The sequence below is a fragment of the Chryseobacterium sp. SC28 genome (genome assembly GCF_003932955.1).
Taxonomy (GTDB): domain Bacteria; phylum Bacteroidota; class Bacteroidia; order Flavobacteriales; family Weeksellaceae; genus Epilithonimonas.
Genome location: NZ_QOVY01000010.1, coordinates 27,111 through 51,762, shown reverse-complemented (window position 1 = coordinate 51,762; position 24,652 = coordinate 27,111). Strand labels below are relative to the sequence as shown.

Annotated in this window: 26 protein-coding genes and 1 pseudogene; 13 read left to right on the top strand and 14 right to left on the bottom strand. The window is 39.5% G+C overall.

What is annotated here, in order from left to right; genetic code table 11:
- The first annotated feature begins 42 nt into the window (after window positions 1-42).
- The 10 genes and pseudogenes from DTW91_RS07545 (at window position 43) to trpA (ending at window position 8,371) form a co-directional block, all read left to right on the top strand.
- Window positions 43-1,467 (top strand): anthranilate synthase component I family protein, encoded by a 1,425-nt coding sequence (locus DTW91_RS07545; RefSeq protein ID WP_125202779.1) that lies wholly within the window; start codon window positions 43-45, stop codon window positions 1,465-1,467.
- 45 nt (window positions 1,468-1,512) lie between these two features.
- Window positions 1,513-1,866 (top strand): four helix bundle protein, encoded by a 354-nt coding sequence (locus tag DTW91_RS07540; protein WP_125202778.1) that lies wholly within the window; start codon window positions 1,513-1,515, stop codon window positions 1,864-1,866.
- 1 nt (window position 1,867) lies between these two features.
- Window positions 1,868-2,479, top strand: a complete 612-nt coding sequence (locus tag DTW91_RS07535; RefSeq protein ID WP_125202777.1) for an anthranilate synthase component II — start codon at window positions 1,868-1,870, stop codon at window positions 2,477-2,479.
- A gap of 102 nt (window positions 2,480-2,581) precedes the next feature.
- Window positions 2,582-2,945 (top strand): annotated as a pseudogene (locus DTW91_RS07530) (four helix bundle protein).
- Between the two features lie 23 nt (window positions 2,946-2,968).
- On the top strand, window positions 2,969-3,958 hold the full coding sequence (gene trpD / locus DTW91_RS07525) for an anthranilate phosphoribosyltransferase (protein WP_125202775.1): 990 nt from the start codon (window positions 2,969-2,971) through the stop codon (window positions 3,956-3,958).
- 31 nt (window positions 3,959-3,989) lie between these two features.
- A complete protein-coding gene (gene trpC, locus DTW91_RS07520; protein WP_125202774.1) occupies window positions 3,990-4,769 on the top strand; it encodes an indole-3-glycerol phosphate synthase TrpC in 780 nt (259 codons plus the stop codon).
- A gap of 9 nt (window positions 4,770-4,778) precedes the next feature.
- Window positions 4,779-5,432 carry a phosphoribosylanthranilate isomerase gene (locus DTW91_RS07515; protein WP_125202773.1) on the top strand — a complete coding sequence of 218 codons (654 nt, stop codon included), beginning with the start codon at window positions 4,779-4,781 and terminating at the stop codon, window positions 5,430-5,432.
- A 29-nt stretch (window positions 5,433-5,461) separates the two neighbouring features.
- On the top strand, window positions 5,462-5,914 hold the full coding sequence (gene tnpA, locus DTW91_RS07510; protein WP_125202772.1) for an IS200/IS605 family transposase: 453 nt from the start codon (window positions 5,462-5,464) through the stop codon (window positions 5,912-5,914).
- 455 nt (window positions 5,915-6,369) lie between these two features.
- Complete coding sequence (gene trpB, locus DTW91_RS07505) at window positions 6,370-7,587, top strand: tryptophan synthase subunit beta (protein ID WP_125202771.1); 1,218 nt, start codon at window positions 6,370-6,372, stop codon at window positions 7,585-7,587.
- 7 nt (window positions 7,588-7,594) lie between these two features.
- Complete coding sequence (gene trpA, locus DTW91_RS07500; RefSeq protein ID WP_228412684.1) at window positions 7,595-8,371, top strand: tryptophan synthase subunit alpha; 777 nt, start codon at window positions 7,595-7,597, stop codon at window positions 8,369-8,371.
- Window positions 8,372-8,410: 39 nt separating this feature from the next.
- On the opposite strand, the gene DTW91_RS07495 is transcribed toward trpA, so the two are convergent.
- The 3 genes from DTW91_RS07495 to DTW91_RS07485 all read right to left on the bottom strand — a co-directional run bounded on the left by DTW91_RS07495 (window position 8,411) and on the right by DTW91_RS07485 (window position 10,456).
- Window positions 8,411-8,755, bottom strand: coding sequence for a phage holin family protein (locus DTW91_RS07495; RefSeq protein ID WP_125202770.1), 345 nt, complete (start codon window positions 8,753-8,755; stop codon window positions 8,411-8,413).
- A gap of 74 nt (window positions 8,756-8,829) precedes the next feature.
- Window positions 8,830-9,453: a peptide deformylase gene (def, locus tag DTW91_RS07490; protein WP_125202769.1), complete on the bottom strand. Its 624-nt coding sequence runs from the start codon at window positions 9,451-9,453 to the stop codon at window positions 8,830-8,832.
- A gap of 130 nt (window positions 9,454-9,583) precedes the next feature.
- Window positions 9,584-10,456, bottom strand: coding sequence for a ChaN family lipoprotein (locus tag DTW91_RS07485; protein WP_125202768.1), 873 nt, complete (start codon window positions 10,454-10,456; stop codon window positions 9,584-9,586).
- Window positions 10,457-10,595: 139 nt separating this feature from the next.
- Here DTW91_RS07485 and lipB point away from each other — a divergent pair, with 139 nt between their 5' ends.
- Window positions 10,596-11,309 carry a lipoyl(octanoyl) transferase LipB gene (gene lipB, locus DTW91_RS07480; protein ID WP_125202767.1) on the top strand — a complete coding sequence of 238 codons (714 nt, stop codon included), beginning with the start codon at window positions 10,596-10,598 and terminating at the stop codon, window positions 11,307-11,309.
- A 32-nt stretch (window positions 11,310-11,341) separates the two neighbouring features.
- Here lipB and dgt read toward each other — a convergent pair whose 3' ends face one another.
- The 10 genes from dgt to DTW91_RS07430 all read right to left on the bottom strand — a co-directional run bounded on the left by dgt (window position 11,342) and on the right by DTW91_RS07430 (window position 22,847).
- A complete protein-coding gene (gene dgt / locus DTW91_RS07475; RefSeq protein ID WP_125202766.1) occupies window positions 11,342-12,700 on the bottom strand; it encodes a dGTP triphosphohydrolase in 1,359 nt (452 codons plus the stop codon).
- A gap of 228 nt (window positions 12,701-12,928) precedes the next feature.
- Window positions 12,929-15,787, bottom strand: coding sequence for an aminomethyl-transferring glycine dehydrogenase (gcvP, locus tag DTW91_RS07470; RefSeq protein WP_125202765.1), 2,859 nt, complete (start codon window positions 15,785-15,787; stop codon window positions 12,929-12,931).
- A 132-nt stretch (window positions 15,788-15,919) separates the two neighbouring features.
- Window positions 15,920-17,680: an AMP-dependent synthetase/ligase gene (locus DTW91_RS07465; protein WP_125202764.1), complete on the bottom strand. Its 1,761-nt coding sequence runs from the start codon at window positions 17,678-17,680 to the stop codon at window positions 15,920-15,922.
- Window positions 17,677-18,690 (bottom strand): NAD-dependent epimerase/dehydratase family protein, encoded by a 1,014-nt coding sequence (locus DTW91_RS07460; protein WP_125202763.1) that lies wholly within the window; start codon window positions 18,688-18,690, stop codon window positions 17,677-17,679. Before DTW91_RS07460 ends, DTW91_RS07465 begins: the two co-directional genes overlap by 4 nt.
- Window positions 18,687-18,941: a hypothetical protein gene (locus DTW91_RS07455; RefSeq protein ID WP_125202762.1), complete on the bottom strand. Its 255-nt coding sequence runs from the start codon at window positions 18,939-18,941 to the stop codon at window positions 18,687-18,689. The genes DTW91_RS07460 and DTW91_RS07455 overlap by 4 nt, the downstream gene beginning before the upstream one ends.
- Window positions 18,942-19,027: 86 nt before the next feature.
- Window positions 19,028-19,804, bottom strand: a complete 777-nt coding sequence (locus tag DTW91_RS07450; RefSeq protein ID WP_125202761.1) for an alpha/beta fold hydrolase — start codon at window positions 19,802-19,804, stop codon at window positions 19,028-19,030.
- Window positions 19,805-19,951: 147 nt separating this feature from the next.
- Entirely contained in the window at window positions 19,952-20,569 is a 618-nt protein-coding gene (locus DTW91_RS13060) for a nucleotidyl transferase AbiEii/AbiGii toxin family protein (RefSeq protein ID WP_125202760.1), read from the bottom strand.
- Window positions 20,524-20,829 carry a DUF6922 domain-containing protein gene (locus DTW91_RS07440; RefSeq protein WP_125202759.1) on the bottom strand — a complete coding sequence of 102 codons (306 nt, stop codon included), beginning with the start codon at window positions 20,827-20,829 and terminating at the stop codon, window positions 20,524-20,526. The genes DTW91_RS13060 and DTW91_RS07440 overlap by 46 nt, the downstream gene beginning before the upstream one ends.
- Window positions 20,830-20,849: 20 nt before the next feature.
- A complete protein-coding gene (locus DTW91_RS07435) occupies window positions 20,850-21,569 on the bottom strand; it encodes a pyridoxine 5'-phosphate synthase (RefSeq protein WP_125202758.1) in 720 nt (239 codons plus the stop codon).
- A gap of 15 nt (window positions 21,570-21,584) precedes the next feature.
- The gene (locus DTW91_RS07430; RefSeq protein WP_125202757.1) at window positions 21,585-22,847 is read right to left on the bottom strand and encodes a mechanosensitive ion channel family protein; all 1,263 of its coding nucleotides are present in this window, start codon (window positions 22,845-22,847) and stop codon (window positions 21,585-21,587) included.
- Between the two features lie 84 nt (window positions 22,848-22,931).
- Between DTW91_RS07430 and DTW91_RS07425 the strand changes: the two genes are divergently transcribed.
- A complete protein-coding gene (locus DTW91_RS07425; protein ID WP_125202756.1) occupies window positions 22,932-23,420 on the top strand; it encodes a DUF456 domain-containing protein in 489 nt (162 codons plus the stop codon).
- Between the two features lie 12 nt (window positions 23,421-23,432).
- Complete coding sequence (locus DTW91_RS07420; protein WP_125202755.1) at window positions 23,433-23,855, top strand: hypothetical protein; 423 nt, start codon at window positions 23,433-23,435, stop codon at window positions 23,853-23,855.
- Between the two features lie 25 nt (window positions 23,856-23,880).
- Here the strand turns inward: DTW91_RS07420 and DTW91_RS07415 are convergent, their stop codons facing one another.
- On the bottom strand, window positions 23,881-24,525 hold the full coding sequence (locus DTW91_RS07415) for a uracil-DNA glycosylase (RefSeq protein WP_125202754.1): 645 nt from the start codon (window positions 24,523-24,525) through the stop codon (window positions 23,881-23,883).
- Between the last annotated feature and the right edge of the window lie 127 nt (window positions 24,526-24,652).

The window sequence follows — 24,652 nt, the reverse complement described above, 5'->3', positions numbered from 1 at the left end:
TTTGTTGAAGTCTTTTTTTATTTAAATTTTAAAATTAATCTGATGAAATTCTGTAAAACCATAAAAGTTAAAACCACGGTCAAAGCTCAACTGGCAGACCTTTTCACGCCAATCGGTATCTATCTCCGGTTGCGAGACAACTTCCGCGATACCATCCTATTGGAAAATGCCGGAAATCAAAATTCGGAAAACTCTTTTTCATTCATTGCTGTCAATGCGATTGCCGGCATCGAGATCCGAAATTATGAGGAAGCAGAATTCAAATTTCCGCTCGAAAATCCACAAAAAATAAAATTGGAAAACGAAAAACTGACCGATGTGTTGCAGGAATTTTCAACCTGCTTTGAGTGCGAAACTCCAAACCACGAAATAGGAAAGAGTGCGCAAGGATTTTTCGGATATACAAGCTATGACGCCATTCCGTTCTTCGAAAATATCAAATTTAAGGCACAATCTGAGGACAATAAAGTCCCACTGCTGCGTTACCGGCTGTACCAATACGTCATCGCCATCAACCATCACAACGACGAAATGTACTTGATAGAAAACCACATCGAGGGTCTCAAATCTGAATTTTTGTCCATCGAAAACTTCATCAACCAAAAAAATGCGCCTGTTTTTCCTTTCGAGAGGATGGGCGAGGAAATTTCTAACCTTAGAGATGAAGAATTTTTGGACTCTGTCGAGTTCGCCAAGAAACACTGTTTCCGTGGAGACGTTTTCCAATTGGTGCTGAGCCGAAGATTTGAGCAAAAGTTTCGAGGCGACGAATTCAATGTTTATCGGGCTTTGCGGAACATCAATCCTTCGCCTTATCTATTTTTCTTTGATTATGGCGATTACAGATTAATGGGATCCAGCCCAGAAAGTCAATTGATTATCAAAAACGGAAAAGCGATAATCCATCCCATCGCTGGAACTTTTAAACGGAGCGGAAACCTCGAAAAAGATCTGGAATCTGCTGAAGAACTTAAAAAAGACCCCAAAGAAAATGCGGAACACACGATGCTGGTAGACCTTGCGAGAAACGACCTCAGCATTCACGGAAAAAATACGAGAGTTGCCAAACTCAAAGAGATTCATTTTTTTTCGCACGTGATTCATATGGTTTCCGAAGTTGATGCGGATGTCAAAGAAAACCAGAATCCTTTCGAGATGATTGCCTCCACGTTTCCACAAGGCACTTTGAGTGGCGCACCCAAATATCGAGCCCTCCAGCTCATTGATGAATACGAAAAAACTTCCCGAAGCTACTATGGCGGCTGCATCGGTTTTGTGGGCTTCGATGGAAGCTGTAATCAAGCCATAATGATAAGAACTTTCTTGAGCAAAAACAACTCTTTATTTTACCAAGCCGGTGCAGGAATCACCGCAAAATCCCACGCAGAAAGCGAATTGCAAGAAGTAAACAACAAACTCGGCGCTTTGAAAAAAGCCGTTTTAAAAGCAGGGAAAATTGGAGGTTGATGGTTAATGGTTGTTGGTTGATTGATAAAAATTAAAATTAAAAATATGGAATATATAAATCTTGATGTTTGGAGAGAAGCAAGAAAACTCGCCAATCTTGTTTACGATTTATCAAAAAATTATCCTAAAGAGGAATCTTTTGGATTAGTCAATCAAATCAGAAGATGTGCGGTTTCTATTCCTTCCAATATTGCAGAAGGTTGCGGAAGAAGCACCTCAAAAGATACGGCAAACTTTTTATTTATCGCAAGAGGCTCTCTTTACGAACTTGAAACCCAACTTTATATTTCGCGAGATCAAAATTATATTGATGAAGAACAATTGCTATCCATCGCTAATCAAATTATGATTTGTAAGAAATTATTGAATGGATTTATTAACTACTACAGAAACAAATAAAATGAAAAATATTTTAAAACCATCAACCAGCAACTGTCAACCAGCCACTAAGATTTTAGTTTTCGACAATTACGACAGTTTCACTTACAATTTGGTTCAAATCATCGAACAAATTGTCGGGGAAAAGGTAGATGTTTTTCGCAACGACCAGATTGCATTGGAAGACATCGAAAAATATGACAAAATCATCCTTTCCCCAGGTCCTGGAATTCCGGAAGAAGCAGGAATCCTTTTGGACGTGATTAAAAAATATGCGCCTACAAAATCTATTTTTGGAGTTTGTCTCGGCCAACAGGCGATTGCCGAAGCCTTCGGCGGCAGCCTCATCAATCTTTCCGAGATCTACCACGGCGTAGCCACAGAATCCAAGCAAATCAAAGAACACCATATTTTTAAAAATTTACCCAAAATCATAGAAGTTGGGCGGTATCACTCTTGGGCAGTCAATCCCGAAGATTTTCCAGAAGAATTAGAAATTACATCGGTAGATCGTTCGGGAATGATTATGAGCCTGAAACACAAAACTTATGACGTTCACGCCGTACAGTACCATCCCGAAAGCATCTTAACCCCCAATGGACGACAAATTTTGGAAAACTTTTTTAATGGTTAATGGTTAATGGTTAATGGTTAATTGTTAATGGTTAATTGTTAATGGTTAATTGTTAATGGTTAATTGTTAATGGTTAATAATTGATAAATAATTTTTATAAATATGAAGATAAATAATATCATAAAACAAAAAAGCTTTGATTTTGCAGTTCGCATTGTAAAACTCAATCAATATTTAACCAATGATAAAAAAGAATTTGTTCTAAGCAAACAAATACTGCGCAGCGGAACAAGTGTAGGAGCAATGATAAGAGAGAGTGAGCACGCCCAAAGCAAAGCAGATTTCATACATAAATTATCAGTCGCACAGAAAGAAATCAACGAAACCATTTATTGGCTAGAACTTTTTTCACGCCACTAATTATCTTTCCATACAAGAATTTACAAGTTTAAATGAAGATGCTGTGGAAATTATAAAATTGATTACCAGCATTTTAAAAACTTCCAAAATTAATCTTAACCATTAACAATTAACAATTAAAACTGTTTTATGAAACAAATACTGCAATACCTTTTCAATCATCAGACGCTTACCAAGCCCGAAGCCAAGGCGATTATGATTGAAATTGCACAAAATAAATTCAACGAAACGGAGGTTTCGGCTTTTATCACCGTTTTTATGATGCGCAGCATTACATTGCCAGAGTTACAGGGTTTCCGCGAGGCCTTGATGGACTTGGCAGTGAAAGTAGATTTAGGCACCCACGATTTGGTGGACATTGTAGGAACGGGTGGCGATGGCAAAAACACGTTCAATATTTCTACTTTGGCGAGTTTCATCGTGGCGGGAACGGGTCAAAAAGTAGCCAAGCAAGGCAATTACGGAGCGTCTTCTATTTCGGGAGCCTCCAATGTTTTGGAAGAATTGGGCTATCAATTCAAAACCCAAGCGGCGGATTTGAAAAATGATTTAGAAAAAGCCAACATTTGTTTTCTACACGCGCCCTATTTTCATCCAGCTTTGAAAACGGTGGCACCACTGAGAAAAAGTCTGGGTTTGAAAACTTTTTTTAATCTTCTGGGACCCATCGTCAATCCTGCCAAACCCAAATTTTCGATGATTGGCGTTTATAGTTTAGAAATTGCAAGACTTTATCAATATCTTTTGCAGAAAAACAACGAAGATTTTATGTTGGTTCACGCTTTGGACGGTTACGACGAAATTTCATTGACGGGAGACACCAAAATTTTCAACAAAAATGGAGAAGAAATTTTCTCCGCCGAAGAATTAGGCTTTAGAAATGTAGCTCCAGAAAGCATTTTCGGAGGAAATACCAAAAAAGATGCGGCCGATATTTTTAGAAATATTTTACAAGGAAACGGCAGCAGCGAGCAGAACGCCGTAGTCCTTGCCAATGCAGCAAAAGCCCTGCAAAATACAGGGAAATATACCAATTACGGAGCGAGTATGGCTGCCGCAAAAGAAAGTTTAGAAAGTGGAAAAGCCTTACATTGTTTGCAACTTTTGGTCCAGAATTGATTGTTTTTTCACCAATAAATCCATCAAGCCAATGAATATATTAGACAAAATAATAAGTAGAAAAAAAGAAGAAATCGCTTTCTCGAAAAGTAAAATTTCAATTGATGAACTTCGAAATTCCGAATTTTTTGCAAGAAAAACCATTTCTTTGAAGGAAACCCTCAAAACCCAATCCGGAATCATCGCCGAATTCAAAAGACAATCGCCCAGCAAAGGAATCATTAACGACAAGGTTTCTTCGCTGGAAGTAGTTTCAACATACGAAAATTTTGGGGCAAGTGCGGTTTCTATTTTGACGGATAAAGATTTTTTTGGAGGAAGTTTTAGAGATATTTTAAATGTCAGAAATCAAATCAATATTCCCATTTTGAGGAAAGATTTTATGATAGACGGCTATCAAATCTACGAAGCCAAATCGATGGGAGCCGATGTGGTTTTGCTGATTGCAAGCTGCCTGTCGCCCACTCAGGTTTTGGAATTTACAGATTTAGCACATACATTAGAGTTGGAGGTTTTGCTGGAAATTCATTCCGAAGAAGAGTTGAAACACATCACTTCGGCAGTAGATTTTGTGGGAATTAACAACCGAAATTTGAAGGATTTCAAAGTGGATTTGCAGCACTCGGTCAATTTGAAAAATCAGCTCCCAGAAGGAATTTTATCGGTTGCCGAAAGTGGAATTTACAGCGTGAAAGATTTTAAATTTTTGAAAGAAAAAGGCTTCGACGGGTTTTTGATGGGCGAATATTTTATGAAAAATGAAAATCCAGGCAAAGCATTCGGAGAATTTATTAGAGAAATTAGATTTTAGAAATTAGAAATGGAAAACGAACTAAAACTCAAAGTCTGCGGATTGACAAGAGCGAGTCAAATTCAGGAATTAATTTCTCTGAACGTCGATTTTCTAGGCTTTATTTTTTATGAAAAATCACCAAGATTTGTTTTGAATCACTTGACTTTAAAACAAATTTCGGAAATCGACCATCGAGGAAAAGTGGGGGTTTTTGTGAATGAAAATATGGAAAGAATTGTTGAAATTTCGGAAAAGTCAGATTTAAATTTCATCCAACTTCACGGCCACGAAAATGAGGATTTTATTTTGGAATTAAGAGAAAAACTAAACCCAAAAATTGGAATTATCAAAGGCATCAGAATCGGAAATCAAACATTGGAAGAGTTACAAAAAACCATCAACCATCAACCATCAACCATCGAGTATATCCTTTTCGACACCGATTCCCAAGTTTTTGGCGGAACAGGGAAAACTTTCGATTGGAATATTTTAAATGACATCAAGATTCCACTTCCTTATTTTTTAAGCGGCGGAATTTCTTTGGAAAATATCCATCAACTATCAACCATCAACCAACAACCAATCGCGCTAGATATTAATTCGAAATTCGAGATTGAACCAGGAAATAAAGATTTAGAGAAAATAAAAATATTTAAAAGATTAATAATTGATTCCAAATGAACAGCTTCGTAAAATAAAATTGAAATAAAATGGCTCAATCTTTAGTTAAAAATTACGTCCATATCATTTTTAGTACCAAGTATAGAAACGATTTTATTGATGAAAATATCGAATACGAACTTTTTGCCTACATTGCTTCTATTTGTAAAGATTTTGACAGTCCAGCTTTAAAAATTGGAGGCACAGAAAACCATATTCACATTCTTTGTGCGCTCTCAAGGAAAATCGCTTTGATGAAACTGATACAAGAAATAAAAGCACACTCATCAAAGTGGATCAAAACGAAAGGAAAAAGATATGAAAATTTCTTTTGGCAAGATGGTTATGGTGCATTTTCAGTAAGTCAGAATCATATTTTTGCAACCATTAATTATATTAAAAATCAAAAGGAACATCACCAAAATCAAACTTTCAAAACCGAACTAATCAATATTTTAGATCAATATAAAATAGATTATGATGAAAAATATCTTTGGGATTAAAACTGTCATTCAGTCACGAAGTGACGGATTAATACAGGATAGGATGCAAATCCTATCGGATGAATTTATATTTTTATACATATAGGACTTACGTCCTATTCTTTAATAAATCGCCACTTCGTGGCTCATCAAAATAAAATTTAAAAATGAAAAAAATATTGTTTACGTCCTATTCTTTAATAAATCGCCACTTCGTGGCTCATCAAAATAAAATTTAAAAACGAAAAAAATATTGTTTACGTCCTATTCTTTAATAAATCGCCACTTCGTGGCTCATCAAAATAAAATTTAAAAACGAAAAAAAATATTGTTTACGTCCTATTCTTTAATAAATCGCCACTTCGCGGCTCATCAAAATAAAATCAAAAATGAAAAAAAATATTGTTTACGTCCTATTCTTTAATAAATCGCCACTTCGTGGCTCATCAAAATAAAATTTAAAAAAGATTAATAAAATGACCTATAAAAATCCCGACCAAAACGGATATTACGGAGATTTCGGAGGCGCTTTCGTTCCTGAAATGCTCTATCCAAACGTTGCCGAATTACAAGAAAAATATATCCAGATCATCGAATCCGAAGAATTCCAAACCGAATTTCAGGATTTGCTTAAGAATTATGTCGGACGCGCTACTCCACTCTATTTTGCTAAGAATCTCAGCAAAAAATACCAAACGCAAATTTATCTCAAACGCGAAGATTTGAACCACACGGGTGCGCACAAAATCAATAACGCTTTGGGGCAAGTGTTGCTCGCCAAAAAATTAGGAAAAAAGAGAATTATCGCGGAAACCGGAGCCGGCCAGCACGGCGTTGCCACCGCTACCGCCTGCGCTTTGATGAATTTGGAATGCATCGTTTATATGGGCGAAATCGACATTGCAAGACAAGCCCCAAATGTAGCCCGAATGCAAATGCTTGGCGCCAAAGTGGTTCCCGCAACCTCAGGTTCCAAAACCTTGAAAGATGCGGTGAATGAGGCTTTGCGAGATTGGATCAACAATGCTACCACCACGCATTACATCATCGGAAGTGTGGTAGGTCCGCACCCTTTTCCAGATTTGGTGGCGCGATTTCAAAGTGTGATTTCGCAGGAAATTAAATGGCAATTGAAAGAAAAAATTGGAAGAGAAAATCCTGATTACGTCATCGCTTGCGTAGGCGGCGGAAGCAATGCTGCAGGCACTTTTTACCATTTTGTAGATGAACCGGGCGTGCAAATCATCGCTGCCGAAGCGGGCGGTTTTGGTGTAAATTCTGGGAAATCTGCAGCCACCACTTTTCTGGGAACTACGGGCGTTTTGCACGGTAGTAAAAGCATTGTGATGCAAACCAAAGACGGACAAGTGATAGAACCCCATTCTATTTCCGCCGGTTTAGATTATCCCGGGATTGGTCCTTTTCACGCCAATTTATTTAAAAACAATCGGGCAGAATTTTTTAGCATTGATGATGATGAAGCGCTAAACTCAGCCTTTGAATTGACAAAAATGGAAGGCATTATTCCGGCTTTGGAAAGCGCGCACGCTTTGTCTATTTTGGGCAAAAAGAAATTCCAAAAAGATGAAGTGGTGGTGATTTGTCTCAGCGGACGTGGCGACAAGGATATGGAAACTTATCTTGCCAATATGGAAACGGGAATTTTGAAAACTGAGGATTTTAAAATTAATTAATAAAAAAATGAACCAAAATAACTCCCAAGCTTCAGCATCCGAAATGCAACAAAAAAAACTCAACATCTACTTTACTGCCGGAATTCCCAACTTAGAAGATACTGCAGAAATTATGAAAATCATCCAAAATTCCGGCGCCGATATGATGGAAATCGGGATGCCGTATTCTGATCCTGTGGCCGATGGACCCGTAATCCAAGAAGCCCACAATCTGGCTCTGAAAAACGGAATGACGATTGCCAAACTTTTTTCTCAACTGAAATCGGTAAAAAATGAAATCAAAGTTCCGGTGATCTTGATGGGATACATCAATCCCGTTTTGATTTTTGGTTTTGAAAAATTCTGCGAAGAGTGTGCCCATTCGGGAGTTTCGGGTTTGATTATTCCCGACCTTCCTCCTATAGAATTCGAGAATAATTACCAATCTATTTTAAAAAAATACGGTTTAAATTTTACTTTTTTGGTTACACCCGAAACTTCGGTAGAGCGCATTCAGTATTTAGATTCTTTGAGTTCGGGATTTTTGTACGCCGTTTCTAGCTCATCCACCACCGGAACCGAAAAAAAGGAAGTAAAAAACGAAGACTATCTGAATAGATTAGCCTCTTTGAATCTAAAAAATCCTGTGTTCATCGGGTTTGGCATCAAGACCAAATCTGATTTCGAACAATTGACCGAAAAAGCGGCGGGCGGAATTATTGGAACTGCTTTTGTGAAAATTCTTTTAGAAAATAAAGATTGGGAAAGCAAAGGAAAAGACTTTATCGAAGGAATTAAAAATTAAAAAAAAAGAGTTTCAGGTGGTCTGAAACTCTTTTGATTTTTACTCATCACTTTCAAAAATCATCGAAAAGGCCGATGTGACCAATGACAGCAAAATACTGAACAACAGCGCCCACCAGAAGTTGGCTACCGTCAAACTGTCCATCAACGAATCTGCCAATAGAATGATGACGGCGTTGATTACCAGTGAAAATAATCCCAAGGTGAGGATGGTAATCGGCAAAGACAAGATCGAAAGTATCGGTCTCACAAAAACGTTTAGGATTCCCAAAACGAAGGCGAAAATTATCGTGGACCAAAAGTCCTCGAAGTGAACGCCAGAAAGGATTTTGCTAAGCAAAAATGCTGAAATCGCTGTAATCAGCAAGCGGATAATGAAGTTCATAGTTTTATTATTTTATGGGTTCTTTCTTTCTCTTCAAAAACCAGACCTAAGTGGCGTTCTCTGATACTCTTACTCTAATATTTGGATTTCTGATAAACTTTCACTTCTTTGTATTGCCAATCTTTCTCGCTTTGCTGCTTATCCGAAATTAAAATACCAAATAAATGATCGATCTCGTGCTGCAAAATCACGGCTGAGAAACCTTCCACCATCTCGTCGTGCTTCTCATTTTCCAAGTCATTGTATCGCACTCGGATGCTGTGACTTCTGTAGAAATCGCCTTGGAAATTCTCAATCGAAAGATCGCCTTCCGGACCTTTGTCTAAAAGCTCAGAGCGCCAAATGATTTCAGGATTGATGAAATATTCCACGGGAGCATTGGGTTTATCGAAGCGCTGAACCAAAACCAGACGGCGATTGATCCCGACTTGAGGTGCGGCAATACCCACGCCGCCGTCCGTTGCTGCGAGCGCCAGCCTCATTCTCTCGATCAGGATGGGCAGATTTTTGTCTTTGGGCGAAATCTTTTCGCAAGGTTTCAACAAGACTTTGTGCTGATCCTCATTGTCGGTTTGGTAGATTGGCAAAGCCGTTTTATCGTCTCCGGAATGTATCAATTCCTTTTCCGCTTTTGAGAATTTCTGCGAGAATCCAAAACAGCTTACAAATAATAAAGTGAAGACAATAAAATTACGCATCGTCTATTTTCTTTCAAATATAAGAATTTGCGAAGAACAAACAGCTAAAAAAAATAAGGTTCAAAAAGTCTCGGGCTTTAGCCCAATGAAAAACATAAAAAATTTAATAGGTTTAACCCCCAACCTAATCTTAATAAGTTTTGGTCATATCATTTGGGATCACGAGATTGAATTCCGTTGGTACGAAATCTTTTTCCGGCAAAACCAATTCGGGTTTATCAGACTCAAAAACAGAGATGACGGCGATTTTCAATTCAGGGTTTTTCTTTTTCAAGTACCAATAGATGCCACCATATTGCTTGCTGTGATAGTCGCCGTTGAAATGGATAAAAGTGGCGCCGGCTTTCAAATTTTCGATGATAGATTCGGCCATTGTTGCATCTTTCAATGCTTGTGCAGAGACGAAATTCATCAGTTTGAGTTCGTCCACGTGATCGCCCATCAAGGTTTTCATTTCCTTGTATCCGGGCGTTTCCAAAGTGACTTCTATCGGTAATTGAGCCATATATTTTTTTTCGTTTTCCGGCAATTGACTCAGGCTTTCAATGCCGTTTTTCGACGTTTGAGAAGCATACTTTCTTGGAACATTGGTCGCAATGAATTTTAATTTTTTGTCTTTTGCGAAATCCAGCAAAGGCTTGTAATCGGTTTCGTAATTTTTCCAAAGTCGCACGGAATCTTTCAGATTTTTGGGATCTAATTTTCCAGCTAAATAAGAATCAAGCGCCTTTTGGTTGTCTCTTTCAAACATTTCGGCGCCCAGAATGATTGCTCCTTTTTTTCGCTCGAAAAGGGCCTCCGATATTTTCTTTTCCAGCCAATGATTGATGGAATTGTCGTGGTATTCGCCGATTAATATGACATCATATTTTGCCAATTCCGAAACCATTATTTCCGGAGAAGCAGGCTTCGATATTTTATCAAAAAACTGATAAGAACGAAAATCTTGCGCCGGAAAAGCGCTCAGAGTCAACAAGAAAACAAGAAATGCTAATTTTTTCATTTTCAAATTTATGAAAAAATCGTTTTAAAATGAATGAAACCCCACTTTCACCAAAAATTCTGAACACAATGAAGTTTCTCTGGCAACTTGCCGTTCGGCGAATAATAAGTAAATTTGTAGCAACATTTCCCATCAAAACGTGAATGCGCTCATCAATAAAAAAGTAAAATTTCAGGATCTCGGAACCAAAGATTATATGCCCAGCTGGGACTATCAGGAGGAATTGCTCAAACAAAATCTCGACCTCAAAATCCACAACCGCGAACATCCGGATGATCTGAAAACAACGGAGAATCATCTGCTTTTTGTGGAGCATCCGCACGTCTATACCTTAGGAAAAAGCGGCCACGAATCCAACCTTCTGGCCAACGAAAATAAGCTGAAGGAAATCAACGCCACGTACGTGAAAGTCAATCGTGGCGGCGACATTACTTACCACGGCTTTGGACAAATTGTGGGCTATCCGATTCTGGATTTGGAAAATTTCTATACCGATATCCACCGGTATATGCGTGATCTTGAGGAAGTTATCATCCGAACGATTGCAGAATATGGCCTCAAAGGAGAACGATCTGCCGGCGAAACCGGCGTTTGGTTAGACGTTGGGAAACCTTATGCGAGAAAAATTTGCGCAATGGGCGTGAAGGCCTCGCGCTGGGTCACCATTCACGGTTTTGCGCTGAATGTAAACACCGATATGCGCTATTTCGATTATATTATTCCGTGCGGAATCGCTGATAAACAAGTGACTTCTATGAAAAGAGAGCTGGAGCAGGAAGTGGATGTGGAAGCTGTGAAGCGTAAAATCAAAAAGCACTTCGCCGATGTTTTTGAATGCGAAATTATTTCGTAAAAAATACTGCTGCTAAGGATGTTGAATGATCGCTACATCGTCATCCCAATATCAATCCCTTTGATTTTTCGGTAAAGATCGGTGGCAAAATTGTCCGTCATTCCGGTTACAAAATCCAGCACGCCCAAGGTTTTTTGATAAATGGTAGCCTCCTCGTAGATGAATTGCTGCGGAATGAGTTTCAGCGCCATTTTGTCATAGGATTTTCTGTCTTCCTTTTCTTTAATAATGGATGGAACAAAGTGATCCAACAGCTCATACATCACATTATAACCCGCATTTTCGATCTCGATGACGGCTTTGTGATTGTAGATTTTTTCGATGGAAAAACGTTCTATTTCTGCGAGAGAAGAGCTTTCTGATTTGAAAAGATCCAATATGCCTTTGTCCAAACTTCCGCCCAGAATTTTATGAAAATTCGCTTTGTAGAGCGCAATGGTTTTGTTGATGAGAGAATTGATGACTTTTGCACGCAGGTACGAGATTCTTTCATTTCTGTTTGTAATGATGCCGAGCTTGGCTTCTACTTTCTTGATTTCATCAGCGTTTACGGATGATATCAAATCAACAAAAAGGTTTTCACAATCATTAGAATTCACGATTCCGAGCCGGTGCGCATCCTCCATATCGATGATGTTGTAGCAGATGTCGTCCGCCGCTTCCACCAGCCAGACGAAAGGATGTCTTTTAAAAATAACAGGATCCTCGCTTTCCATCAGCATTCCGGTAGATTTTGCAATGTCTAGGAACTGCTGTTTTTCGTTTTGAAAAAAACCAAATTTCTTGCGGTTGATGATACCTTTCTTCTTTGCTAAAGATTCACAAGGATATTTTGCGATGCTCGCCAAAGTGGTGCAAGTGAGCTGTGCGCCGCCCTTATCTTTCCCTTGCTGCTGCTGTGTGAGAACCCGGATGGCGTTGGCATTGCCTTCAAAATTCAGTAAATCTGCCCATTCTTTTTCTGTGAATTTCGATTTAAGTTGCGATTCGTTTTTTTCAAAATAGCTGGCAATTGCATCTTCGCCGGAATGTCCGAAAGCCGGATTTCCAATATCGTGGCAAAGACAAGCGGATGCGATCACATTATGCAACTGATGCTTGTAAAAATCTTTGGAAAGCTCATTAATATCATTCGGATATGTTGCTGAAATATAGTCGCCCGCCAAACTTCCCAAACTGCGACCGACAGAGGCAACTTCCAAAGAATGCGTCAATCTATTATGCACAAAAACACTGCCTGGCAACGGAAAAACTTGGGTTTTGTTTTGCAGTCTTCGGAAGGCAGACGAGAAAATAATCCGGTCAAAATCTCTCTGGAAATCCGTTCTGGAAACCACATTGGGCCGATGATCGCCGGTGCGCACGGTAGTATAAAGCGAATTCAGATCCATAATAGTTTCAAAAATAAGGCATATTTTATTTTAACGGATTTATATATTGATAATTTGTCCCAGAATGATAAACGAAACTAGGAGATTCAATCATTCTCAGCATTTACGTTAAGCAACATTTAAAAATATAAGCCTCAAAAAAACAACAACCAAAGTAAATGATTTGCTTCGGTTAGTTGTCTGTATGCAGTCTTTCTGTAAAAAAAAATATACTATTGGAATCCAAATTTACATGTAAGCTTCAATCGGCTCGCAAGTGCAAATCAAGTTTCTGTCGCCAAATGCTTCATCGATTCTCGCTACGGTTGCAAAGAATTTATGAGTCCTCACCCACTCCAGCGGATAAGCTGCTTTCTCTCTGCCGTAAGGCTTATCCCAAGAATCTGAGATTACCAATTGCTCGGTATGCGGCGCATTTTTCAGAACGTTATTTTCTCGGTCTGCGTTGCCATTGGCTATTTCTTCGATTTCCTTTTTGATGTTGATCAGCGCTTCTGCAAAGCGGTCGATTTCGGCTTTGCTTTCAGACTCCGTCGGTTCTATCATCAATGTTCCTGCAACCGGGAAACTCACAGTTGGCGCGTGGAAACCATAGTCCATCAGTCGTTTGGCAACATCTGCCACCTCGATTCCCAAAGATTTGAACTGGCGAAAATCTACGATACACTCGTGCGCCACTCGGCCTTTTGAGTTTGCATAAAGGATCGGGAAATGTTCCGCCAAAATTTCTTTAAGATAGTTAGCATTCAAAATGGCGTGTTCCGTTGCTTTTTTCAATCCGGAAGTTCCCAACATTTTGATATAAGCGTAAGAAATATTCAAAATCAATCCGGAACCGTAAGGCGCTGCAGAAATCCCTTCTATTGCTTCTTTACCGCCGATTGGTAAATTTGCATTGGTTGGTAAAAACGGCACCAAATGTTCTGCCACGCAAATCGGACCGACGCCGGGTCCGCCACCGCCGTGAGGGATTGCGAAAGTCTTGTGAAGATTGAGGTGACAAACGTCTGCACCGATGTTTCCCGGACTGGTATAGCCCACTTGTGCATTCATATTCGCGCCGTCCATATAGACTTGCCCGCCGTGCTGGTGAACCAGGTTGGTAATTTCTTTGATATTGGCATCGAAAAATCCGTAAGTCGAAGGATAGGTAATCATCACTGCCGCCAGATTTTCAGAATGTTGCTCCGTTTTTGTTTTGAAATCTTCGAAATCGATTTCGCCACTCTCAAGATTCTTGACGACGATGATGTTCATCCCGGCCATTGCGGCGGAAGCGGGATTGGTGCCGTGCGCCGATTGCGGTATCAGAACGATATTTCTGTGGCCTTCGCCTCGGCTTTTGTGATATTTTCTGATGACCATAAGTCCAGAATATTCCCCTTGCGCTCCGGAGTTTGGCTGAAGTGATGTTCCAGCAAAACCAGTGATCTCAGCCAAGTCTTTCTCCAACTCTTTAATCATTTCCTGATAGCCGCCTGCCTGTTCTGTGGGCACAAATGGATGAACACTTCCCCATTCTACCCAAGATAAAGGGATCATTTGAGTAGCGGCATTCAGTTTCATCGTGCAAGAGCCAAGAGAAATCATAGAATGGGTCAAAGACAAATCTTTTCTCTCCAATCGCTTGATGTAGCGCATCAATTCGGTTTCTGTGTGGTATTTGTTGAAAACTTCTTCTTTTAATATTTGATCTTTTCTCAATAATTCTGCCGGTACGGAATATTCTTCTTTCAAAATTACTTTATAGCCTTGTTTTCCCTTGAACTGCGCAAAAGCCTCGACCAAAGTATTCAATTTGTCCAAAGTTGTGGTTTCATTGATAGAAATACTGACAATGCCGTGGGAGAAATAATTAAGATTGATTTTCAAATCTCTCATTTTCATTCTCAAAGACGCTTTTTCCTCCTCGTGCAATCTGAATTTTACCGTATCGAAAACCGGTTCGTTCACAATGTCATAACCTAAAACTTTCAACGCATCAGCTAGAGCATTGGTTTTATAATGAATCTGATCTGCTATAAATTCCAAACCTTTAGGGCCGTGATATACAGCATACATACCGGCCATTACCGCAAGAAGAACTTGAGCTGTACAAATGTTGGACGTTGCTCTTTCTCTTTTGATATGCTGCTCTCTGGTTTGCAAAGCCATTCTCAACGCCCGATTGCCGTACATATCTTGAGAAACACCAATAATTCTGCCCGGCATATCTCTTTTATAATCGTCCTTGCAAGCGAAAAACGCCGCGTGAGGACCGCCGTAACCCATTGGAATCCCAAATCTTTGAGTCGTTCCGATGGCACAATCTGCACCCATATCCGCCGGAGATTTCAGCTTCACCAAAGCCATCGGATCACAAGCTACTACGACTTGCAAATCAAATTTTTTATAATAACTAATGTTTTCTGTATAGTCCAATACAATTCCGTTTTTGCCGGGATATTGCAACAAAACACCGAAGTAAGATTCATTAAACTGATGATGGAGGTGATTCCCCACAATCACATCAATACCAAGACCTTCGGCCTTTGTTTTAATAACAGAAATAGTTTGAGGAAAGACTAAATCTGAGATGAAAAACTTGGAAGCATTATTTTTCTTTTGATCTTTCGTTCTGTTGTTGAAGAACATGTGCATGGCTTCTGCAGCTGCCGTCGATTCGTCAAGGAGAGAGGCATTGGCAAGTGGAAAACCCGTCAGATCCGCCACCACCGTTTGGAAATTGAGCAAAGCTTCTAACCTTCCCTGCGCAATCTCTGCCTGATAGGGTGTGTAAGCAGTGTACCAACTTGGATTTTCGAGAATATTTCTCTGAATCGGTGAAGGCAAAATGGTATCGTGATATCCGAAACCGATATAACTATCGAAATTCAGATTTTTGGCAGCCAATTCCTTGGAGTGCAAGAGCATCTCGTACTCGGAAAGCGGTTCCGAAATTTCCAGATCTTTCGTTAGCCTGATGGCATCGGGAATGGTTTGCGAGATTAATTCTTCAATACTCACTGCTTTTACTTTCTTCAGCATTTCCGCTTTATCAGACTCGTTGAGGCTGATGTGGCGATTCACGAATTGTTGTGTATTCATTTATAAAACTTCGAATTAGATTTTATTATAAGGTTCGTAAAATTAATCAATTTTAAAAATAGTTTTTGGTTCTAAATTTTAAAAATAGCATCGGTACAGCACATTTCGTTACAAAAAATTCAATTTCTGGATCTATTTACCATAAAGCGATTTAATTTTGTCTGCATATTTTTCGATTACGATATTTCGCTTAATTTTTAAAGTCGGTGTAATTTCGCCACTCTCAATTTCAAAATCTGCCGGCATCAATACAAATTTTTTAATTTTCTCGAAGCCCGGCAACTTGGTTTGTATCTCATCGATCAGCTTGTGATAAAATGCTTTTACTTCTTCATTTTCAACAACGTCTGCCCAGTTTGTGAATGGGATATTCATTGTCTTTAATTTCTCTTTTAGAGTTTCAAAATTGGGAACAATCACGGCAGAAACAAATGGTCGGTCCTCTGCAACCAGCATAATGTGATTGATGAAATGGTTGTTGGAAAACAGATTTTCAATGGGTTGCGGTGCGATATATTTCCCATTGGAGGTTTTCATCAAGTCTTTGATTCTGTCCGTTATCGTCAAGTTTCCTTCGCTGTCCAAAACGCCTGCATCACCGGTTTTCATCCAGCCATCTTGGGTAAAGATTTTGTCGTTTTCATCCGGATTTTTGTAATAGCCTTTCATAACGCCACTGCCTTTCACGAGGATTTCATCATTCTCCCCGATTTTGATTTGAGAATCTCCAAGCATTTTTCCCGCAGTTCCATATTTATATTTTGTGAAAGGAAATGCGGTGATAGTTGCAGTGGTTTCAGTCATTCCGTATCCGACGGTCAGGTGGATTCCCATTGCATCAAAAAAGGCTGTGACTTCCGCAGAAATCGAGGCGCCACCGCAAGGCAGAAACCAGAGTCTGCCGCCCAGTTTTTTCTTAATTTGATTGAAAACCAAGGCGTCTGCAAGTTTATATTTTTGACAGAGTAAAAATGGAACGGTCTGCTCATTTCTTTTTCTTTCCGAAACTTTCGAACCTGTGGCAATGGCCCAGTCGAAGATTTTTTTCTTGATTGGAGAGCCATTTTCCACGTTTTCTTGGATGCCAGCATAAATTTTTTGGTAGAACCGAGGAACGGAACACATCGTTGTCGGTTTCACTTCCTGCAAAGCGGTGGCGATGAGTTTGGGATTCTCCAGAAAACTCACTTTTGCACCGACGGAGAAGCAGAACAAGGTCCAGCTTCTTTCGAAAACGTGGCTTAAGGGCAGAAATGCTAAGGACTGTTCCTTTTCAAAATCCTTAAAACCGAAAAAATTAATGTGCGCTTCGAAAGCTTTCCGAAAGTTGCCGTGCGTGAGCATCACGCCTTTTGGCGTGCCGGAAGTTCCCGAAGTATAAATGATGGTCGCCAGATCATCATCCGACTTTTCTGCAAGGCGCAATTGATCCGAACTTGCTGCAATAAAATCCGACAAAAATGAAGATTTTTCTTTCAAAGCAAAATTCTGCTTTGCGGAAATTATCAGTTCTACGCTGGCAGTTTTTTGTAGCAAATTGTGGCAGATTTCGTACTGCTCCTGATTGCCGGTCAAGAGGATTTTGGGTTCTGCGTGATTCAGGATATACTCCACTTGGTCTGCGCCATTCGTAGCATAGATCGGAACAGTCACCGCACCGATGGCCAGCGTGGCGACGTCCATAAGCATCCATTCGGGACAATTGTCGGCATAGATCGCCACTTTATCGTTTTCTCGAACCCCTGCTTCCAGCAATGCATTTGCCGTTTTGAAAACCATCTGCTTGAAGCGCATCCAAGTCAGTTCCTTCCATTCGTTGTCTTTTTTGAATCCGACAGCGGCTTTCTGCGGAAATCTTTTCGTATTGGTATTCAGAAATTCCGTGATGTTCATGACTTAGATTTGGCGATGCTTTCGGCATAATTTTTCAGGTGAAAATCTACACTTTCGTCGATGGGAATGAATTGATAATTCAAAGTTTCGCGGATTTTTTTATTTGTAATTTTCGAGTCCGATCGGACGGTTTCGATGTTGGCTTTGCTCGCCAATTTAAAAATCGGAATAATCCAGCCGAAGATTGTTGAGACAATGGGCAAGACATCGAGAATGAAATTGGGAACCAATTTTGCCGGTTTTTTCCCAAAATGCCGCCGAACTTTGTCTGCAATATGTTTGTATTTTACATTTTCGGAAGTGACGATAAACCGTTGTCCGAAGATATTTCTCTCCATTAATTCCACAGCAATCTTAGCAACATCTCGCACATCTACATAAGCCGTAGATCCGGGAAAAGTAAAAGCATTCGACATCTGCCTGAAGAGTGTTCCGCTGCTGTGCTGCCAGTTTCCCGAACCGATGATTAATCCCGGATTTATAATAATGGTATTGAGGCCTTCCGCAGAAGCTCTCCAAACCGCCATTTCGGAAATATATTTGGAAATCGCATAGTCCGAATGATCCAGTTTGGCGTTGAAATCAGAATTTTCATCCATTTCGCCTTGGTCATTAAAACCATCCAGAACGGCGACAGAACTCACAAAGAGGAACTTCTTCACTTTCGCCGGATCTATTGCAAAAAGCAGCCTCTCGGTGAACTCGGAGTTATTTTTGTACAATTCTTTTTGTGCCATAGGATTGAAGCTCACTTTCGCGGCACAATGATAGACCTCCTCAACATCTTTCAAAACCGCTTCCAACGACATTAAATCCTCAAAATCAATATCCACCCACTCGATCTGCTCAAAATAAAAATCGGGCTTGCCGGTATAAAACCGGAAAGATTCCCGAACCTCCTCTATGTTGCTGGTCGGGCGTTTGGCGGCACGCACTTTCTGCCCTTTTTTCAGGAGTTCCAGTGCGATCACGCGTCCCAAAATACCGGTAGCTCCTGTAATTAAAATCATTCTCGGATGGATTTTTCAGGTTGATGTTTCGCTGATTTTTTCAGAATATTAAATAGAAAATAAAAATTCAACAAAGTATAGGTTGTGATGATTTCCACGAAATACCAAAAGCGTTGTCCTTCAAAAAAATAAGCGCCAGTTTCGGAAACAGAATCTCTGACGACGAAAAATAAAAGTCCCACCAAAAAAAGATTGATAAGAACCGAAAAAAACAAAATGAGTTTATAAACGGTCTCTTGATATTTTTTCATTAATGATTTTTACAAAGATAATTTAATTCGGTAAAAAACACCGTTCCTGACGAGGAAATCTGCCATAAAATTATCAACAAAAATTTTTAGGATAAAAGAAAATCTCGGACCGCCGCATTGAAATCTGCCGGGTTATCAGCATGAACCCAATGACCGGCGTTGGCGATTTTAATGATTTTGGAATTAGGAAATTGTTGCTTGATGAGAAATTCGTCCTGCGGCAAAATATAATTGGAATTGGCGCCGGCAACAAACATAGTGGGACCGCTGAATATGCCAAAGCGGATGGCTTTGGAAACAAATTCGGTGTATTTTTCGGCCAAAGTTTTGAGATTGAATCGCCAAGCCAGTTTTTTGTCGTCGGTCCAATAGAGATTTTTCATCAAAAACTGAATCACAGATTTCTCGTGAATATAGTTTTCCAGAACTTTTTCTACATCTTGCCTCGTCTGCACGGCTTCAAAATCGACGCTTTGCAAGGCTTTTATAATTCCTTGATGATGAGGAGGATAGGCTTTTGGCGAGATATCGACCACGATGAGTTTATGGACTTTTTCCGGAAAATTGATGGCGAATTGCATCACCGCTTTTCCGCCTAAAGAATGCCCCAGCAGATTGGCTTTTTCGATGTTGTGAAACTGCATATAATGGAGAATGTCATTGGCCAGATCGTCGTGCGACATCGAATCGGAATGAAAACTGCGCCCGTGATTTCTCAAATCAATTAGATGCGTCGGCATCAATGCTCCAAATTCTTTCCCAAAGCTTCCCCAATTGTCGAGCATTCCGAACAAGCCGTGGAAAACCAAAAGCGGCATTTCGGTTCTTTCTTCTCCGTATATTTTTGAGTGTAAGATTTCCATTAATTAAACATATTAAAATTGAAGATTTAAACCTTTTTTATTAACTAATTATCAAATAGTTAAAAGTCATCAGATGGCTTAAAAAAAGTTTCCAAAAGTACGGTTGGGATAGCAAAGTTTGCGATTAACTTGGGATTGAATGAAAATTTACCACAGTCCCAATTTAAAATATTCTTCTTTAATTTTTTCTTTGGCGTGTTCCCAGTCGAATTCTACTAACATTTCAGGCTCATTTTCTTGATCTGCATCTTCGAAATAAGTGATTGATTTTAACATTCCAAATTCAGAATGTTGTGTGTATTTTTGACGATAAAAATTTATCATTTCTTCCAATGAAAATTCTTTAAGCAAAAAAAATAAGTCAATAAAATCCTTTTTGCTTCCTCTTCCGGAAATTGCATTTAATTTCATTGCCGCAATATCTTCTTTCGATGCAAGACAGATTTTTCCGCTGTATTTTCTTTCCGATATCCACGAATAATTATAATTCACAAAATCAGTTTTTATATTATTGATCGAAGTGATCAGAATGTTCTTGGAAACTTTAAGGATCTTTACGCTCCCAAATTTTTCCAAATTTTGTATAAAAAGTTCTTCATCAATTTTCTTATTTCCAAAAAAATCTAAATCAATAGAATTGCGATGTCCTATTTGCAAAGCTAAGGCCGTCCCGCCAACTAAAACAAACCCATTGAAAAACTCAAAATTAGAAATTCGTTCTAAGAGTTCCAGACATTCTGGACTAATTGTCTGTGTTTGTAACATCTGAATTCTGATTTGTCAACATTGAAAATTGTAGATAAAAACGATAAGGTAACTGCATCTAAACTTCTAATGTTGAGTGAAATTCTTTTGATTTCATCCTTACCATAAAGTTTTTTTAATAAATTCCAATCTTCCAAAAGTCCATATTCCAGTACTTTGAATACCATTTGTTCCTTATGTTTCTCGAGGTCAAAAGACTTGAGGTTTACATCCCAAAAAAGATGTTGTGAGAAATCGTTGATTGTAATTTCGGAATTCATATTTCAAATTTAAACAATTTCTACCACTTTGCCAACCGTTTCAGATAGATCTGCACGGTATTTTCCAAGCCCAAATAAAGCGCTTCCGATATCAAAGCGTGTCCGATGGAAACCTCCAGAAGATTGGGGATGTGGTCGGAAAAATATTTTAAATTATCAAGACTCAGATCGTGGCCGGCGTTGATGCCTAAACCGTATTTCTCCGCTTCAATCGCGGTTTCTATATAAGACTTTATAGCTTCTTCTTTATCTTTTGGATAATTTTTCGCGTAAAATTCGGTGTAAAGTTCGATTCTGTCGGTTCCTGTTTCTGCAGCAAATTTCACCATTTCGGGATTGGGATCCAAAAAAATCGACGTTCTGATGCCTTCATTTTTAAATTTTGAAATGACGGATTTCAAAAAAGTCAGATTTTTCTCGCAATCCCAGCCGGCGTTGGAGGTAATGGCATCGTCTGCATCCGGAACCAACGTGACTTGCTCGGGCTTCACCTCCAAAACCATCTCCACAAATGCGCTCTGCGGATTGCCTTCTATGTTGAATTCGGTTTTTACAAGCGGTTTCAGATCATAAACATCTTTCCTCGTGATATGTCGCTGGTCCGGCCTGGGATGGATGGTGATGCCTTGCGCACCGAATCTTTCCAGATCCATCGCCACTTGCGTCACACTTGGGACATTGCCGCCTCGGGCATTTCGGAGTGTTGCGATTTTGTTGATATTGACACTTAATTTTGTCATTTACTGAATTTTGAATTAAATTTTTAAACTGATCTGGCTGATTTCCAAATCGAATTCTTTGGACGCCACCAGCAGATGATCGAAAATATCGGATTGGATTTTTTCGAAACGCTCCCAGTTGGAATCTGTTGTGAAACAATACAGTTCCAAAGGCAGACCCTGCGGCGTAATCTCCAGCTGGCGCACGAGAATAGTCTCTTTTTGGTTGATGTGCGGATTGTGCTTTAGATATTCGTACGCATATTTCCGGAAGGTTCCGATGTTGGTGAGTTGGATGCCGTTGATATTCTTTTCAGAAGCATCTGTACCGATTTTAGAATTCAAAATTTCTTTCTGTTTCTCGGTGAGATAAACCTTTATCATATTAATTTGCTTCAATTTCTCGATATCGTCGTCATTCAAAAATTTAAAGGAATTGATGTTGAAAATGATCGATTTCTTGATCCGCCGTGTATTGCTTTCGCTCATCACCTGTAGGTTTTTAATCTCTGTGCTCAGCAAATCGTAAGTCGGAATCGTAGAAAGTGTTTTGTCAAAATTTCTGATTTTGGTCGTCAGCAGATCTATATCCTCAATGTTTCCCTCGATAGAATATTTGGGGATCGCCACCCAATCGCCCACCTTCAGATTTTTGGAAGTTGCAACGTGGATCCCGGTGACAAATCCCAAAATCGTATCCCTGAAAACCAAAACCAGCATCGCAGTTATCGCTCCCAGACTCCCCAAAACTGTAGTGCTGCTGATGCCAAAAAGAACGCAGATGGCGATGACACTAAAGATAAATGTTCCAAAAATCCGAACCGTCTGCGTTATAGAATTGATGGCAATAATCTTGTAATAATCCTTTTGAATGAGATAGTAATTCTGCAGAACTTTGATGAATTTGAAAGCCATATTGGCGAGGACAAAAACGATCAGAATCCCGATAAGCCGCTCCAAAAAAACGAAACTCTTCGGATGCCTGTAAAAAATCGAAAAAAGCGCATAATTTCCAAATGCCAGAGCCAACAAGTTAGCAACAGAATTGGTAACTTTAGCCTGGTAGATGGATTTCATCACCGGATATTTGTCCTTATCGAAGAAGAATTTAAAAATAAGATTGGTGAGATTTCTTAGAATAAATGCGAGAATGAAAATTAATCCGATCAGAAAAAGAAATTTAAAGAAAATCTGCCCAGCCAAAACAAACTCGTCGGGGAAATAGTCCTTACAAAAAAAATGAATCTCGTCGCTGATTTGCTGGAGAAAATCTTTGTAGTCATTCAATTCGTCTTTCATAGCTTCTGTAATAATTCGCAAATTTAAGGATAATAAATTTTCCGCTTCCGCCCGAAAATTGTATTTTTAATCAAATTATAAAAATTGGATTCCACACTCATAAACATTATCGCTTTGGCGCTGCTTTTCGTCGGACTCGTAGGGACGATTATACCCGTTTTGCCGGGCCTTTTACTCAGTATTTGTGGGCTCTTGATTTTCAAATTCGGGACAGAAAACGAGATGCCGATGGCTTACGTCTGGATATTTGCCCTGTTGACCGCTATTTCCACGGTTTTGAACTACATCATTCCTGCACAAACCAACAAAAAATATGGCGGAACCCGCTACGGAAGCATCGGTTCTCTTGTGGGAACCGTCTTGGGCTTGATGTTTATTCCCATTCCTTTTGGCTTCCTGATTGGGATGTTGATCGGCGTTTTTCTGGGCGAACTGTTGCACGACTTGACCGACACTACCAAAGCTTTTAATTCGGTGAAAGGTGCTTTTGTAGGATTTATTTATGGAACCGGCTTCAACATGATGGTCGGATTAGCTATGCTATTGGTGGTGGGTTATTATATTTTCTTTTAAAAATCTTAAAGAATGATTCAGAGACTTCTTTTTTGCACAGCACTTTTATTAGCCCTCTGCAATTGCAAAACACGGCCGCAGACCACCGATTCCAGTTCCTCGGGTACAAATAATTTGGTAACAATCGGGCTGAGAAAAGAAGTGAAAATTCCCAATTCCAATGTCAATCTCCAATTCAACGCCGTGATGGAAGACAACCGTTGCCCGGCGGGCGTCACCTGCGTTTGGGAAGGCCTTGCGATCGCCGATATCGATGCTTTTTCCGGAAATCAAAAAAGCAATTTCCAAGTGGGAACGCGAGATTTTGTACCCCAAAATGTTAAAAAATCGTTCGTTTTTGCCGGTTATAAATTTACTTTGACGGCTTTGAAACCGCATCCCGGTGGAAAACAAGAAGCCACAACCGTCACTTTTAAATATGAAAAAGAGAATTAATTTTCACTAAAACGAGCCAACGAAATTATCCCCAAACAATTGGTTTTTTCCCGTTTTCCAAAAGATAATTATTGATCTTGGAAAACGGTCGGCTTTCAAAAAATCCTCTGTAAACCGAAAACGGCGATGGATGGGCAGATTGAATGATAAAATGCTTAGTCTCGTCTATCAACGCAGCTTTTTTTTGGGCAAATGCGCCCCAGAGTACAAAGACGACCTTGTCTTTCTGATCCGAAATTTGCTTGATAATAAAATCGGTGAACGGCTCCCAGCCCAGGTTCCGGTGAGAATTTGCTTGGTGCGCCTGAACGGTTAAGGTTGCATTGAGAAGGAGAACGCCCTGCTTGGCCCAATCCTGCAAATCGTTATTTATTCGTTCGGTTCCCACATCATTTTTCAGTTCGAGGAAAATGTTCTTCAGGGATGGCGGTGCGGCCACATTTTCGGAAACCGAGAAGCAAAGTCCATTGGCTTGCCCATCGTTATGATACGGGTCTTGACCAATGATGACGACTTTAACATCTTCAAAATCCGTTAATTCCAAGGCGCGGAAAATCTCATTTTTTGGCGGAAAACAGCGGTAAGATTGATATTGGAGTTTCACCTCGGTCCACAAATCCTTGAAGTATGTACTTTCTTTTATAGGTTTTAGAATGTCAGACCAAGTCATAGCAAAAATTTTGAGACAAAATTATATTTAGAAATCGATTTGCGCAAGTTGGCAGACTTTTCTCATAAAATAAAAGTTAATTTATCTTAAATGGTCTTTGGCTTAATTTTTTATGTGATAAATTCGG